Here is a 13,637-nt window from a genome sequence, read left to right on the forward strand (position 1 = left end):
ACGCCGACAAGCCCTCCCCGGCTGGATCCACTCCTACAATCACCACCGCGGACACACCGCACTCAACGGCCTACCACCCGCCAGCCGCGTCCCCAACCTCACGGGTCAGTACATCTAGGCGGCGACCGATCCGGGGGCCTGGCGTCGCTTGGTGAGCCACCGCATCACGTGCAGGGGGTGCGACGCCGGGTCCGGGATCGGGTGGAAGACGTGTTCGACAGCGCCGTCGGCGATGATCAGCGTCAACCGCTCGTAGAGCGTCATGTCGCTGGCCGTGCGGGTCGGCAGACGCAGCGCGTCGGCCAGCGTCAGCCTCGGGTCGGGAATCAGCGGGTAGGGCAGCCGCAGCCGGTGCGCGAGTTCCCGCTGGTACCCGGTCGACTGCGCCGAAAGCCCGTACACCCGGGCGGCGCCGGCCGCGCGGAGTTCCGCGTGGTGGTCGCGGAACCAGGCGGCCTGCTCGGTGCTGCCCCGGGCGCCATGGACCTCGAGCAGCCCGTTGGGCAGGTCGACGCCCGGCCGCCCGGTCAGGGGGTACACGAAGATGACGGTGCGTCCGTCGCCGAGCGCCCCGAGATCGACCGGGCGACCGTCGGTGCCGTAGAAGAACAGGGGTGGCAGGCGGGTGCCGACCAGCGTGGCGGGGTCGGTGCCGACCGCCGCGCTGCCGGGCACGACCTGGGTCGCGGCCGCGTCGAGGCGGGCGTCCAGGGCGTCCCGCTGGGCGGTCAGTTTGCCGATCCGCTCCTGGAGGCCGGTGATGGTGCTGCGGTACGTGGCCACCGCCGCCGCGCACACGTCGGCGTCGTCGGCGCCACCGGCGATCGACTCGACGAACGGGCGCGTCTCCTCCACGGTGAGGCCGAGCGCCATCAACTCGCGGATCTGTGCCACCAGCCGCACCGCGATCGCGTCGTACTCCCGGTAGCCGTTGCCGAGCCTCCGGGGCACGACCAGCCCGGCCGACTCGTAGTACCGCAAGGCCCGCACCGTCGTCCCGGTCCGTCGCGCCAGCTCACCCACCCGCATCCCGCGACCCTAAACCCGCACCCTGGGGTACGGGTCAACGTGTCCATCGTCGCGGTGCCAGGGCCGCCGTTTCCTGCCAGTCTGGCGGCGAAAAGGCATCGTGAGCAGGGAGTGTGTGATGACGGCAATCAGTCGGGTACGGGGTCGGCAGATTCTCGACAGCAGGGGCAACCCGACCGTGGAGGCCGACGTGGTCCTCGCGGACGGGTCGACCGGCCGGGCCGCCGTCCCGTCCGGCGCGTCGACGGGGGCGAACGAGGCTGTCGAGCTGCGCGACGGGGACCGTACGCGCTTCCACGGCAAGGGCGTCACGACGGCGGTCGGCGCGGTGAACGGTGAGATCGCCGACGCGGTGACCGGGCTCGACGCGGAGGACCAGGCCCTGATCGACGAGACGATGATCGCGCTCGACGGATCGTTGGACAAGGGTCGACTGGGCGCCAACGCGATCCTCGCGGTGTCCCTGGCGGCGGCGAAGGCGGCGGCGCTGGCGCACCGGCAGCCGCTCTACCGATACGTCGGTGGCGTCGGGGCCCGCCTGCTGCCGGTGCCGATGATGAACATCGTCAACGGCGGCGCACACGCCGACAACCCGCTCGACTTCCAGGAATTCATGATCGCTCCGGTCGGCGCGCGGACGTTCGCCGAGGCGGTCCGGATGGGCTCGGAGGTCTTCCACACCCTCCGGGCGTCCCTGGCGGCGGCCGGGCACAGCACCAACGTCGGGGACGAGGGCGGCTTCGCGCCGAACTTCACGGATGCCGACGAGGCTCTGCGTTTCGTGCTGCGCGCCATCGAGGACACCGGCTACGAGCCCGGCACCGACATCACGATGTGCCTCGATCCGGCCAGCTCGGAGTTCTTCCGCGACGGCGTCTACGACTACGCAGGGGAGGGGCGCGCACGCACGGTCGAGGAGCACGTCGACTACCTGCTCGACCTCGTCTCCCGGTACCCGATCAGCTCGGTCGAGGACCCGATGGCCGAGGACGACATCGCCGGCTGGAAGCGGCTGACCGCGTTGGCGGGGGAGCGGGTGCAGTTGGTCGGCGACGACGTCTTCTGCACCGACGTCGACCGGCTGCGCGACGGGATCGAGGGCGGTTACGCCAACGCGATCCTCGTCAAGGTCAACCAGATCGGCACGCTCACCGAGACCCTCGCGACGGTGGAGGCCGCCCACAAGGCGGGATACCGGGTGGTGATGTCACACCGCTCCGGGGAGACCGAGGACACCACCATCGCCGACCTGGCCGTGGGCGCCGGCTGCGGGCAGATCAAGACCGGTTCGCTGTCGCGCTCGGACCGCACCGCCAAGTACAACCAGCTCATCCGCATCGAGGAGGAGTTGGGCGAGCGCGCAATCTACGCCGGGAGCCGCTGACAGCACGACCTCGGCGCCCTTGTCACTCCGCGTCGATTGCATGACGACGTCCGGGTCTCTATAACTGGGGGTTCACTTCCGTCGATCTGACGGGCTTTCAACGGGGGTTCCATGAAGAGAAGGTCAGTTCTGGCTGCCTGCGTGCTCAGCGCGGCCCTGGTCGTCACCGCGTCGCCGGCGCCTGCCCAGGCAGCCGACCTCCTACGGGTCAACGGCGCCTACAGTTCGTCGGCGAGTGATCGGGGCCGGCTGTTCGTCTCCATCACCTCGACGCAGCCGGTCGCCGAGATTCGCGCCGAGCTCGTCACCGAGGACACCGGGGCTCCGGTCATCCAAACCTCGGACTTCGTACTCGACTCAGAAACGTCCGACGCCACCACGTGGGCGACCTCTACTCCCCTGATCCTCGACGAGCTCGGTGACTACGAGGTGCACGTCGAGGTCACCGACGTCGAGGGCAACCACGTACGACAGGAGCGGGCCGGGTGGCTCCAGTACCGCGTCGTCCCCTTCTTGGAGGGTGTCACCGTCGACCGCACCGCCATCGACTACGACCACCGTGAGGTGACCGTGCGCGGTGTGCTCAAGGGCCGGTGGCCCGGCACCGGCGAAGTCCGTCCGCTCGCCGACTTCCCCGTCGAGATCAACGCCGCCTACAACTTCCCCGCGGTGCAGACGACGGCCGACGGCTCGTTCACCGGGACCGTCACCCTGTACGCCTACGGCCTGGCTGAGAAGTCGGAGGTGGTGGTGCGGTACTCGCCCGACCGACTCCACTTCGAGTATTCCGACGAGGCTCGCTTCGAGCTGCCGATCAATCCCCGGCAGACGCGCGTCACCGCGGCGGTGGAACGCACCCGCGTCGTCGCGGGTGAGACCGTCCGGGTCAGCGGCCAGCTGTCCTGGCTCACTCCGTCCGGCTGGGCCCCGCTCCCCAACCAGGTTTTCGCGATCCTGTTCATCCTGTGCGACGACAACGGCTGCTACAACCAGTACGGACCCGCGAACACCGATGCCAAGGGGCGTTTCGCACTCGACCTCGCACCCTCCCAGACGGGGTACCTGCACGCCAGCTACTGGCCAAATGACCCCTTCATCGACGATAGTGCGACCCGGACAAAGGTCATCACCGTCGTGCCCGCTGAAACGCGGCGGTAGCGGAACGCACGGCGAGTGCCTCCGCGTGAAGCTGCCGGTGATCGGGGAGGAGGTCGAAACCGCCGCCTCCCGATCACCGGCGGTGCGGTCAGGCGGTGGGGCGCAGCTCGCCGAGGAGCTTCTCCACCCGGGCACGGATCTCGTCGCGAATCGGACGGACGGCCTCGACTCCCCTGCCGGCGGGGTCTTCCAGCTGCCAGTCCTCGTACCGCTTACCGGGAAAGACCGGGCAGGCGTCGCCGCAGCCCATCGTCACGATGATGTCGGAGGACTCCGCGGTCGCGTACTCCAGAATCTTGGGGGTCTGGTCGGTGATGTCGATGCCGACCTCCCGCATGGCGGCGACGGCGGCGGGGTTGACCGTCTCGGCCGGCGCGGAGCCGGCCGAGCGGACCTCGACGGTGTCGCCGGCGAGGTGGCGCAGCCAGCCGGCGGCCATCTGGGAACGGCCGGCGTTGTGGACGCAGACGAACAGGACGCTGGGCTTGTCACTCACGGTGGTGCCTCTCCATCAAGGGGCGGGGAAGAAACGGCGGCGCGCCAACAGGGACACGTAGACGAGCCCGACCAGGACGGGCACCTCGATCAGCGGGCCGACGACCCCGGCGAGAGCCTGACCGGAGGCGACGCCGAAGGTGCCGATCGCGACGGCGATGGCGAGTTCGAAGTTGTTGCCGGCCGCGGTGAAGGCCAGGGTGGTGGTGCGCTCGTAGCCGAGACCGATGGCGCGGCCGAGAGCGTAGGAGCCGGCCCACATGAGGGCGAAGTAGACCAGCAGGGGCAGCGCGATGCGGACGACGTCCAGGGGGCGGCTGGTGATCGCGTCGCCCTGTAGCGCGAACAGGATCACGATCGTGAACAGCAACCCGTAGAGCGCGGCCGGGCCGATCCTGGGCAGGAAGCGTGCCTCGTACCAGGTGCGGCCCCTGGCACGCTCGCCGAGCCGGCGGGTGAGGTAGCCGGCGAGCAGCGGGATGCCGAGGAAGATGAGCACGTTGCGGGCGATGTCCCAGGCCGAGATCGTCAACTCGGCGCCGGACAACCCCAGCCACCGGGGGAGCACCGAGAGGTAGAACCAGCCGAGCAGGCCGAAGGCGACGACCTGGAAGACGGAGTTGAGCGCGACCAGGACGGCGGCGGCCTCCCGGTCACCGCAGGCGAGGTCGTTCCAGATGATGACCATGGCGATGCAGCGGGCCAGGCCGACGATGATCAGGCCGGTGCGGTACGCGGGCTGGTCGGCCAGGAAGATCCAGGCCAGGGCGAACATCACGGCGGGGCCGACGAGCCAGTTGAGCACCAGCGAGGAGATCAGCAGTCGGCGGTCACCGGTGACGGTGTCGAGCCGGTCGTAGCGGACCTTCGCGAGCACCGGGTACATCATGATCAGCAAGCCGACCGCGATGGGTAGCGAGATTCCGCCGACCGTCACCGCTTCCAGGGCGCTGTCCAGACCGGGGACCAGGCGACCGAGGAGCAGGCCCGCGACCATCGCCAGCCCGATCCAGACCGGCAGGAACTGGTCGAGTCGGGAGAGGCGACCGGCCACGGCGCTCTCGGGCGGGTCGCTCTGGACGGTGCTGGTCACGAGCAGTCCCGCCCATCGGCCTCGGCGGGGGTGACGGTGAGCAGTGCGGCGAGCTGGCGCAGGATGGCCGGCCGGGCGCGGTAGTAGACCCAGGTGCCCCGGCGTTCGGCGTCGACGAGCCCGGCCTCCCGCAGCGTCCTGAGGTGGTGCGAGATGGTGGGCCCGGTCAGGTCGAACGCGGGGGTCAGATCGCAGACGCAGATCTCCCCGCTCTCGGCGGAGGCGATCATCGACAGCAGTTGCAGTCGTACCGGGTCGCCGAGGGCCTTGAACGCGGGCGCGAGCACCGCGGCGGCCTCGGCTGGCACGCGTCGCTCGGTCAGCGAGGGGCAGCAGACCGTCGGCGCCGCTTGATTAGACATTGCTCTAGGTTGACATCTATCTAATCAGCGTGCAACTGTCTGTTTCGACAAACGTCGAGACAGCGTCGTCGCCATCTCACTCGGGAAGGAAACCCTTGAATGGCTGACCTCACCGTGCGGCCTATGACCGAGGCCGACGCCGACCGGGTCCTGGCGATCTACCAGGCCGGCCTCGACGCCGGCAACGCCAGTTTCGAGATCACCGCCCCGACCTGGGCGGCCTTCGACGCCGCGCGGTCGACCGGGCACCGCTTCGTGGCCGTCGACCGCGACGGCACCGTCCTGGGCTGGATCGCGGTCTCGCCCACCTCGACCCGCGCGGTCTACGCCGGTGTGGTCGAACACTCCGTCTACGTGGACCCGGCCGCCCAGGGCCGTGGCATCGCCCGACTGCTGCTGGACGCTCTGATCACCTCCACCGAGGCCGCCGGCATCTGGACGATCCAGTCCGGAGTCTTCCCGGAGAACACCGCCAGCCTGGCGCTGCACTCGCGGGCCGGTTTCCGCGTCATCGGCGTACGCGAGCGGGTCGGACGCCACCACGACCGCTGGCGTGACGTCGTCCTGCTCGAACGTCGCAGCCCCACCATCACCTGACGATCCCGCGCCCTCAGGCGGGCCCTGTCATCGAGGAGTCAACGGATGAACGCTCTGGACGGCCTTCCCGTCGTCGTCATCGGCGCCGGCCCGACCGGTCTCGCCGCCGCCGCGCACCTGCACGAGCGCGGCCTGCCCTTCGTCGTCCTGGAAGCGGGCGACACCCCCGGGGCCGCCGTACGGCAGTGGGGGCATGTGCGCGTCTTCTCACCGTGGCGGTACGACATCGATCCGGCCGCCCGCCGGCTCCTCGACCAGGCCGGCTGGGTCGCCCCCGACCCGGAGGCCCTGCCCACCGGCGCGGAACTGGTCGGCGACTACCTCCAGCCCCTCACGGAGTTGCCGCAGCTCAGGCCGCACGTGCGCTACGGGGCGCGGGTCGAGGCGATCAGCCGCCTCGGCCTCGACCGGCTGCGCACCGTCGGACGCGACACCGCACCGTTCCTGCTCCGCCTCGCCGACGGCGACGAGTTGTTCGCCCGCGCCGTCATCGACGCCTCCGGCACCTGGGGTACGCCGAACGTCCTCGGCGCGTCCGGCCTGCCCGCGAGGGGAGAAACCGACTCGACCGCCCATCTGGAGCACGCGTTGCCCGACGTGCTCGGCGCCGACCGGGCCCGGTTCGTCGGCCGGCACACCCTCGTGGTCGGCGCCGGCCACTCGGCCGCGAACACCCTGCTGTCCCTGGCCGAGATGTCCGCCGTCGAGCCCGGAACCGAGGTGACCTGGGCCATCCGGACCGCCTCGCCGACACGTACCTACGGTGGCGGGGCGGCCGACGCCCTCCCGGCGCGAGGCGCGCTCGGTTCGCGCCTGCGCGCACACGTCGACGCCGGCCGGATCCGGCTGCTCACCGGGTTCTCCGTGCACGCGCTCACCGCGGAGGACGGCCGCGTGAGCGTGGTCGTGCGGGACGCCGACGGCACCACCGAGTCGATCACCGTCGACCGCGTGGTCGCCGCCACCGGCTTCCGCCCCGACCACACCATCGCCGCCGAACTGCGGCTGGACCTGGACCCGATCATGGGTGTCACCCGCGCCCTGGCCCCGCTGATCGACCCCAACGAGCACTCCTGCGGCACCGTTCCTCCGCATGGCGTGGACGAACTCGCCCACCCGGAGAGCGGCTACTACGCCGTCGGCATGAAGTCCTACGGCCGGGCTCCGACGTTCCTCATGGCCACCGGCTACGAGCAGGTCCGCTCGGTCGTGGCCGCCCTCGCCGGGGACTGGGCCGCCGCCCGCGAGGTCCAGCTCGACCTGCCCGCGACCGGCGTCTGCACCAGTAACCCCGCCGATTCGGCGAGCGGCGACACCTGCTGCGGGCCGGAGCCGACGGGGCGTGGTCTGAGCACCGGCATCGCCGGTGGGCCGCTGTCCGCGCCGCTCAGCCTCGTCGTCCTCGACGCCGCGCCCGCCGGAGGTTGTTGCGCGAGCTGATCACCGGGTACGACGGTGCCCGCAACCCTCGCGGTCGACGGGCACCGTCACCGTCTGCTGGCGCAGGCCACACAGGTACGCGCCGACGGCCGGGCGACCAGCCGCTCGGCGGGAATGGGACGGGCACACCGTTCGCACACGCCGTAACTGCCGTCGTCGACCCGCCGCAGCGCGTTGTCCAACTCGGCCAGGCGTCGGCGGGCCGCGTCCAGGACGGCGGTGAGCTGCGCGCGTTCGAAGGCGATCGTGGAGCCCTCGGGGTCGTGTTCGTCGTCGGCGTTCGACGACCGGGAGGCCTCGAAGAGGCTCCGAAGGTCAGCGTCCAGGGCAGCGACCTGCGCCTCGGTCTGCTCGCGCAACCGCAGGAGTTCCTCGCGGACCGCGCCGGAGTTGCTGTCCATGGCCACTCCACCGTACCCGGGCAACGAGCCTGGTCGCTCACATGAAGTTGCGGGTGTGCAGGGCGGACAGCGCCGCCGCCTCGTCGGGCCGGAAACCCAGGCGGACCAGTCGGCGCTGGCGGCCCTGATCCATGGCGTGTTGCAGTGCCTGCACCCGGTCGAAGCCGGCGGACACGTCGTCGGGATGCCAGCCGCCGGCCGCGAGCACCACCAGCGCGTCGAAGACGTCCGCGTTGAGGCCCGCCGTGTCGACGAGCGCGTCGTGGCGGCGGTGGATGGCCGCCCGGAGCCGGTCGCGCAGCAGCGGGTCCAGCCGCGCCTGATGCTCCAGGTGCGCCATGCCGAACACCACGTGCCGGCGCTCGTCCTGCATGGCGAGCCAGCAGATCCGGCGGGTCACCGGGTCCGGTGCGTTCTGGTGCAGGAACGAGAGCAGATCGACGAAGCTGCCCTCACCCAGCACCGAGAGCAGGAACGAGGCCAGCGCGAAGTCGGACTCCGCGACGAGCGTGAAGAGCGACTGTCGGCCGCCGGCCGACGACGTGCCCAACTCGGCGCCGCGCAGCAGCGCCCGTCGGCTGAACACCTCCATGTGCCGGGCCTCGTCGGCCATCTGCACGGCGAGGAGCTGCACCACCTCACGGAAGTGCGGGTGGATCCGCCCGACGAACCGGGCCGGCACGACGAGGGCGGCCTGCTCGTTCTCGACCAGGTACGTCATCACCTGCACCACCGCGGCCTCGACGTCCGACGGCAGCGCGAACGGGTCGTCCCACGGCACCGCGGTCTGCGGGTCCCACTGCCGCGCCGCCGCCTGCGCGTAGAGGTGGGGAGCGACATCGGCCCACACCAGGTCGCGGTCGTCCAGGTCGAACCGGGCCTCGGGGCCACCGGCCTCGAGCAGCGCGCCCCGGGCGCCGAGCCCCCAGCGCGCAGGCGGGCGGCTGCTGAGTGCCGTCGGGAGGGCGGGCCCGGCCCGCTCCGCGCCGAACCAGCGGTCGTCGTCCGCCGTGCCCCGCACCACCACCGCCACCACCCCGGTCCGGTCGCCCGGCTCCGGCGCCTCGACCCGATGGCCCCGGGCCCGACACCAGGCGGGCAGGTGTACGCGCAACGCCGGGTCGCGGCCGGAGACCGCCAACCGGCCGCCCGGCGGCAGACCGGCCAGGGCACGCTGCACCAGCAGGTGCGCGCCCCTACCGAAGCCCAGCTCAGCCAGGTCGAGTTCGGTGACAGGTGCCGCGCTCACGGCCGGTAGTCCGTGGCCGTCACCCGCCCGTCGGGGGAGTAGAAGCCGGTGGCGTCCACCGCCCCGGCCAGGGCGTCGTACCCCGTGGTGCGCCCGTCCTTCCAGGCTCTCAGGCCCTCCAGGTCGAGCAGCGGACGCACCTGCGCGTCGGCGTACGACATGCCGAGCAGCAGCGTGCCGAAGAGCTGGACCCCGGCGGACTCCGGCTCGCGGACCGTCATGTTGCAGTGGTCGTACGGTGCGGTCTGCGCGACGATCCGGGTGCCGTCGGGTGTCAGTGTGCCCTCCTGCACGAACGCCAGGTGGTTGGCGTCGATCATGCAGGCGGCGTCGACCTCCCCGGCCATCAGGGCGCGGGCCGCGTCGCGTTCACCGCCGATGTGGTCACCGTGCAGGCCGACGCCGACATCGAACCGGCGCACGTCGACCTCGACCCCGCAGACCGCGAGGTGGCCCAGCGGGATGAGCGTCGCCTGGGGGCTGTCCACCGCCCCGACCGCGACCAACTTTCCGGCCAGGTCCGTGAGCTGTCGCACCGGCGAGTCGGCCCGAACCACCACGACCGAGGTGAGGTCCTGGTCGGTGTCGCGCATGGTGAGCGCCCGGACGGTCGTGCCGTTGGCGAGGGCCAGTCGCTGCGCGCGCAGCCAGGCCAGGGGTGAGTTCCATGCCGCGTCGATCCGCCCGGCGACGAGATCCTCGACCTGCCGCTCGTAGTGCGAGTAGAGGACGAAGTCGAAGTCCAGGCCGCGCCCGCGCAGCCAGGCGCGGAAGCCCTCCCAGATGGTCACCACCTTGGGGTCGTACGCGACAGCACCCATCAGGACCGATGGCGTCGGCATCAGCGGTTGGCCTCGTCGAGCAGCGGCAGGCCGGTGGCGACCCGACCGACGAAGTCGTGCAGCGCGTCGGTGGTCGGCGCCATCACCCGGGCCGCCCGCGAGTCCCGGAAGCGGCGCTCAAGGCCCAGCTCCTTGCGGAACGCGCTGCCGCCACAGAGCTGCATCGCGCCGTCGGTCACGTCCGCGACGGTCTCACCGGCAAGCGCCTTGACCTGGAGCACCCGCAGCATCGCGTCGTCGCGGCCGGTCTCCAGAGCGGTGAGGGTGTCGCCCAGGAAGGCGTGCAGAGCGTCGGTGCGGATCATCAGTCGGGCGAGGTCGCGGCGGGTGACGGGCGCGTCGCGCAGGACGGCGCCGGTGTGCGTGAGCGTCGTCCCGGTGACATGCCGGCCCGCCTCGGCGACCGCGCTCTGGGCCAGACCGAGGCAGAACGCGGCGTTGAGCACCAGGAACCAGGGGAGGACCGCACCGAGGGCGGTGTCGAGCCCGGCGCCGTCGGTCGCCATCATCGCCGTCGACGGGACCCGGAGCCCGTCGGCGGTCATCGGCCGGGAGCCGTTGCCGCGCAGGCCGAGCCCGTCGAAGTCGCCGGTCACGCTCAGGCCGGCACTGCCGGCCGGGACGAGCCAGAGTGTCATCGGACCGGCGTCGCGGGTCAGCGCAAGGCTCGACCAGACGTAACTGTCCACCTCGCCGGCGGAGGTGACCCAGCTCTTGCGGGCGTCGAGGCGGACGCTGCCGTCGTCGGTGGCTGTCGCGGTGCCGGTCGGCGACCAGAAGTGGCTGCGGGAGCCGTACTCGGAGAACGCCAACGTGGTGAGATGCCTGCCGCTCGCGATGCCGGCCCGGACCTCGCGGGGGCCGTGCGCCTCGATGACGGCGCTCGCGGCGTAGTGCATGAGCACCACCATCGCCGTGGAGCCGCACTCGGCGGCCAGCCCCTCGATCACCTCGGCGACCACCCGCATTCCGTGGCCACCGCCACCGACCTCGGTCGAGGAGGCCAGGCCCAGCAGGCCGGCCGCGGCGAGAGCGTCGACGCCCTGGCGGGGGAAGGCGCCCTCCCGGTCGACCATCGTCGCCTGTGGGCGGATCACGTCGTCGATGACGGTGCCGAGGGTGTGCGCGACCTCGGTGGTGGGATGGGCGTTGTCGACAGTGGTCGTCATGCTGGTGCCCTTCGGCCGAAGCGGTGGGACCGCCGCCGACACTATCCGACCTGGAGGACACAGTGCGAGCGTCGGATCACCGTCTGGTACGTGTGCCGTCGCGGTGCGGCCGGCCGTGCCCGTCCTCCCGGTCGATCCGCAACTCCCGCTCCAGCTCGGCGATGACCGCCCGCAGGTCGTCCAGCCGCTGGGTCAGCGCGATGCGGTCCACCTCGTCCGGTACGCCGTCGCCGTCCTCGTCGTAGTCGGGGGCCAGTCGTTCGGTCATCTCCAGCCGGCGTGCCTCCTCCATCGAGTTGACGATGACCGCGATGAGGATGTTGAGCAGCAGGTTGACGGTGATGACCACGTAGCTGACGTAGTAGAGCAGCGTCCACGGCGAAATGGCCATGCCCTGCTCGATGAGGTCCGGCAGGGTCTCCAGTGACAGCAGCACGAACAGCGTCAGCAGCGACTTGCCGATGTCGCCGTACTGCTCCGGGTACCTGCTGCCGAAGATCAGCCAGCCGGCCATGCCGTACACGTAGAGCGTCACCACGGCCAGGGCGAGGAACCCGGTGACGCCCGGCAGGCTGCGCCACAGCGCGGAGACGATGGTCCGCAGGCCCGGCGAGAACCGCACCAGCCGGACCACGCGGGCAACCCGAACGACGCGCAGCAGTGCCGAGTCGCCGTGTAGGCCCGGTATGAAGATGGCCGCGATCACCACGAAGTCGAAGACGTTCCAGCCGTGCCGGAAGAAGTCCTGCGGACGCTTGCCGTAGGCCGCCAGCCGGACACCGATCTCGACGACGAAGACGGCGCGGAAGAGCAGCTCCAGCCAGTGCAGTGCCGTGCTGGCCCCGTTCAGGTCGTCGTACGTCTCCAGGCCGAGGACGATCCCGTTGGCGAGGATGACCACGACGATGACGATCTCGAAGGGGCGCGACCGGGCGAGCCGGGCGCAGCGGGCCGCCCAACCGGACCGGTGGTGCGGGGAGGGGGCCGGCTCACCTCGCTGTGCGGGCGCGGGTGCCCCACTCACCAGTCGGCCGGCTCGAACAGGTGCGCCGGGGCCGCGGTGCGGGCCCACCTCCGGCCGTCGTGGTGGCGGTGCGGGTGGGATGCGCGCATGCCCGTCAGCCTATCCAAGATCAATGATTCGGGGGTACGGCCGTCGTGTCCGCCGCGCGCGACGAAGACTGCGAACCGCGGCTGCTCTCTAGAGTGGGCCGGTGAGTGACGCACACCCCGTGAGCGCCGGTGACGGTGGCCCCGACCGCCCGCCCATCTGGGGCAGGCCGGAACGTGGCAGCCGTGGCCCCGCTCCCGCCCACAGCCGGGACGCCATCGTGGTGGCCGCCGTCGCCCTGGCGGACACCGAAGGGCTCGCCGCGGTGTCGATGCGCGCCGTCGCCAGCGCGCTGGGCACCGGCGCCGGCTCCCTCTACCGGTACCTGTCGTCGCGCGACGATCTGCTGGACCTGATGACCGACCGGGTCATCGGTGAGCTGCGGCCGTACCCGCAGGCGGAGGGCGACTGGTTGGACACCATGGTGCTGTTGGGTCGCCGGCAGTTGGCGCTGTTCGGCGCTCACCCGTGGCTGCTCGACGTGTTCCACCGGGCCTCCGGTGTCGGCCCCGAGAGTCTGGCCTGGTTCGACAACTGCATCCGGGTCCTGGAACCCGTGCCCTGCGCGGTCAGCGCCAAGTTCGAGGCCATCGCGATGATGACCGGCGTCGTGAGCCTCTTCGCCCGCCGCGAGGCCGGGGCCGGGGCCGGGGCCGTCACCTTCGCCGGGTTCGACCTCGCGGCGTACCCACACCTGGTCGCGGCCTTCGGTCAGCCCTCCGCGCCGACGCCCCGGACGGACCTCGTCGAGCGGACCCTGCGCAGCCTGCTGACCGGTCTGCTGCTCGCCGAGGCGGCCTGAGCGGATCGGCAGGTGGGGTCGGCCGATCCGTCGCCGGGCCGGTGCCGGCTGGTCTAGTTTTCGGTGGTGGGCGGAGCCGGCCGGCGAGTGGCGGGGTCGCACGTCAGCTGGGGAGAGGTGCGCGATGTCCGATTCTGATCTTGGCGGACTGCGGGAGCGGGCCGCGAACGGTGACCGCGACGCGGTCGATCAGCTTGTCGAACTCGCTGGCGAGCGTGGCGATCTGGGGGAGCTGCGTCAGCTCGCCGAGAACGGCAACGCCGACGCGGCGGCCCAGCTGGTCGAACTCGCCACCGAACTCGGCGACATGGTCGAGTTGCGGCGTCTCGCCGACCGGGGCGACCGGGACGCGGCTGACCAGCTCGTCGAGTTGGCCACCGAGCGGGCGGATGTCGGCGAGTTGCGGCGTCTCGCCGACGGGGGCAACCGGGACGCGGCCGACGCGTTGTCCGAGCTCACCGAGGAGCAGGACGAGAGCGAGTAGGCGGCGCGACCCCCGTCGGGC

The 13,637-nt window shown here is 71.5% G+C and carries 15 protein-coding genes and 1 pseudogene; 7 read left to right on the forward strand and 9 right to left on the reverse strand.

Translation table 11 applies throughout. From position 1 onward, the window contains the following. Positions 1-118: pseudogene (locus LADH09A_RS11400) on the forward strand (IS481 family transposase); the annotation flags it as partial. Here the strand turns inward: LADH09A_RS11400 and LADH09A_RS11405 are convergent. After that, positions 115-1,029: a MerR family transcriptional regulator gene (locus tag LADH09A_RS11405; protein WP_238644857.1), complete on the reverse strand. Its 915-nt coding sequence runs from the start codon at positions 1,027-1,029 to the stop codon at positions 115-117. The pseudogene LADH09A_RS11400 and the gene LADH09A_RS11405 overlap by 4 nt on opposite strands. Positions 1,030-1,147: 118 nt before the next feature. On the opposite strand from LADH09A_RS11405, the gene eno reads away from it, so the two are divergent. Both eno and LADH09A_RS11415 read left to right on the forward strand, forming a co-directional pair. After that, positions 1,148-2,413, forward strand: coding sequence for a phosphopyruvate hydratase (gene eno / locus LADH09A_RS11410; protein WP_238644858.1), 1,266 nt, complete (start codon positions 1,148-1,150; stop codon positions 2,411-2,413). Between the two features lie 111 nt (positions 2,414-2,524). Further along, entirely contained in the window at positions 2,525-3,571 is a 1,047-nt protein-coding gene (locus LADH09A_RS11415; RefSeq protein WP_238644859.1) for a hypothetical protein, read from the forward strand. An 88-nt stretch (positions 3,572-3,659) separates the two neighbouring features. Here LADH09A_RS11415 and LADH09A_RS11420 read toward each other — a convergent pair whose 3' ends face one another. The 3 genes from LADH09A_RS11420 to LADH09A_RS11430 are packed head-to-tail and all read right to left on the reverse strand — an operon-like array spanning position 3,660 to position 5,521. Then, positions 3,660-4,067: an arsenate reductase ArsC gene (locus LADH09A_RS11420; protein ID WP_238644860.1), complete on the reverse strand. Its 408-nt coding sequence runs from the start codon at positions 4,065-4,067 to the stop codon at positions 3,660-3,662. A 15-nt stretch (positions 4,068-4,082) separates the two neighbouring features. Next, positions 4,083-5,159, reverse strand: coding sequence for an ACR3 family arsenite efflux transporter (gene arsB / locus LADH09A_RS11425; protein WP_308194537.1), 1,077 nt, complete (start codon positions 5,157-5,159; stop codon positions 4,083-4,085). After that, the gene (locus LADH09A_RS11430) at positions 5,156-5,521 is read right to left on the reverse strand and encodes an ArsR/SmtB family transcription factor (protein ID WP_238644861.1); all 366 of its coding nucleotides are present in this window, start codon (positions 5,519-5,521) and stop codon (positions 5,156-5,158) included. The genes arsB and LADH09A_RS11430 overlap by 4 nt, the downstream gene beginning before the upstream one ends. A 99-nt stretch (positions 5,522-5,620) precedes the next feature. On the opposite strand from LADH09A_RS11430, the gene LADH09A_RS11435 reads away from it, so the two are divergent. After that, positions 5,621-6,118, forward strand: coding sequence for a GNAT family N-acetyltransferase (locus LADH09A_RS11435; RefSeq protein ID WP_238644862.1), 498 nt, complete (start codon positions 5,621-5,623; stop codon positions 6,116-6,118). Between the two features lie 45 nt (positions 6,119-6,163). Next, positions 6,164-7,558, forward strand: coding sequence for an FAD-dependent oxidoreductase (locus LADH09A_RS11440; protein WP_238644863.1), 1,395 nt, complete (start codon positions 6,164-6,166; stop codon positions 7,556-7,558). A gap of 47 nt (positions 7,559-7,605) precedes the next feature. Here LADH09A_RS11440 and LADH09A_RS11445 read toward each other — a convergent pair whose 3' ends face one another. The 5 genes from LADH09A_RS11445 to LADH09A_RS11465 form a co-directional block, all read right to left on the reverse strand. After that, the gene (locus tag LADH09A_RS11445; protein WP_238644864.1) at positions 7,606-7,959 is read right to left on the reverse strand and encodes a TraR/DksA family transcriptional regulator; all 354 of its coding nucleotides are present in this window, start codon (positions 7,957-7,959) and stop codon (positions 7,606-7,608) included. Positions 7,960-7,996: 37 nt separating this feature from the next. Then, positions 7,997-9,208: a sulfurtransferase TusA family protein gene (locus LADH09A_RS11450; protein ID WP_238644865.1), complete on the reverse strand. Its 1,212-nt coding sequence runs from the start codon at positions 9,206-9,208 to the stop codon at positions 7,997-7,999. Beyond that, positions 9,205-10,050 carry a phosphate/phosphite/phosphonate ABC transporter substrate-binding protein gene (locus tag LADH09A_RS11455; protein WP_238644866.1) on the reverse strand — a complete coding sequence of 282 codons (846 nt, stop codon included), beginning with the start codon at positions 10,048-10,050 and terminating at the stop codon, positions 9,205-9,207. The genes LADH09A_RS11450 and LADH09A_RS11455 overlap by 4 nt, the downstream gene beginning before the upstream one ends. After that, positions 10,050-11,219 carry an acyl-CoA dehydrogenase family protein gene (locus LADH09A_RS11460; protein WP_238644867.1) on the reverse strand — a complete coding sequence of 390 codons (1,170 nt, stop codon included), beginning with the start codon at positions 11,217-11,219 and terminating at the stop codon, positions 10,050-10,052. The genes LADH09A_RS11455 and LADH09A_RS11460 overlap by 1 nt, the downstream gene beginning before the upstream one ends. Positions 11,220-11,295: 76 nt before the next feature. Continuing rightward, positions 11,296-12,243 (reverse strand): ion transporter, encoded by a 948-nt coding sequence (locus tag LADH09A_RS11465; protein ID WP_238644868.1) that lies wholly within the window; start codon positions 12,241-12,243, stop codon positions 11,296-11,298. A 190-nt stretch (positions 12,244-12,433) separates the two neighbouring features. Between LADH09A_RS11465 and LADH09A_RS31895 the strand changes: the two genes are divergently transcribed. Beyond that, the gene (locus LADH09A_RS31895) at positions 12,434-13,132 is read left to right on the forward strand and encodes a TetR/AcrR family transcriptional regulator (RefSeq protein ID WP_238644869.1); all 699 of its coding nucleotides are present in this window, start codon (positions 12,434-12,436) and stop codon (positions 13,130-13,132) included. 124 nt (positions 13,133-13,256) lie between these two features. Beyond that, positions 13,257-13,616 (forward strand): hypothetical protein, encoded by a 360-nt coding sequence (locus tag LADH09A_RS11475; RefSeq protein WP_238644870.1) that lies wholly within the window; start codon positions 13,257-13,259, stop codon positions 13,614-13,616. Positions 13,617-13,637: the final 21 nt, after the last annotated feature.

The organism is Micromonospora cabrerizensis, assembly GCF_022230955.1.
In the GTDB taxonomy this organism is placed as follows: Bacteria; Actinomycetota; Actinomycetes; order Mycobacteriales; family Micromonosporaceae; genus Micromonospora; species Micromonospora cabrerizensis.

Excerpts from the sequence above, each read along its gene's own strand:
- LADH09A_RS11405 (WP_238644857.1), bottom strand. The coding sequence starts at position 1,029 with ATGCGGGTGGGTGAGCTGGCGCGACGGACCGGGACGACGGTGCGGGCC.
- eno (WP_238644858.1), top strand. The coding sequence starts at position 1,148 with ATGACGGCAATCAGTCGGGTACGGGGTCGGCAGATTCTCGACAGCAGG.
- LADH09A_RS11415 (WP_238644859.1), top strand. The coding sequence starts at position 2,525 with ATGAAGAGAAGGTCAGTTCTGGCTGCCTGCGTGCTCAGCGCGGCCCTG.
- LADH09A_RS11430 (WP_238644861.1), bottom strand. The coding sequence starts at position 5,521 with ATGTCTAATCAAGCGGCGCCGACGGTCTGCTGCCCCTCGCTGACCGAG.
- LADH09A_RS11435 (WP_238644862.1), top strand. The coding sequence starts at position 5,621 with ATGGCTGACCTCACCGTGCGGCCTATGACCGAGGCCGACGCCGACCGG.
- LADH09A_RS11440 (WP_238644863.1), top strand. The coding sequence starts at position 6,164 with ATGAACGCTCTGGACGGCCTTCCCGTCGTCGTCATCGGCGCCGGCCCG.
- LADH09A_RS11445 (WP_238644864.1), bottom strand. The coding sequence starts at position 7,959 with ATGGACAGCAACTCCGGCGCGGTCCGCGAGGAACTCCTGCGGTTGCGC.
- LADH09A_RS11455 (WP_238644866.1), bottom strand. The coding sequence starts at position 10,050 with ATGCCGACGCCATCGGTCCTGATGGGTGCTGTCGCGTACGACCCCAAG.
- LADH09A_RS11460 (WP_238644867.1), bottom strand. The coding sequence starts at position 11,219 with ATGACGACCACTGTCGACAACGCCCATCCCACCACCGAGGTCGCGCAC.
- LADH09A_RS11475 (WP_238644870.1), top strand. The coding sequence starts at position 13,257 with ATGTCCGATTCTGATCTTGGCGGACTGCGGGAGCGGGCCGCGAACGGT.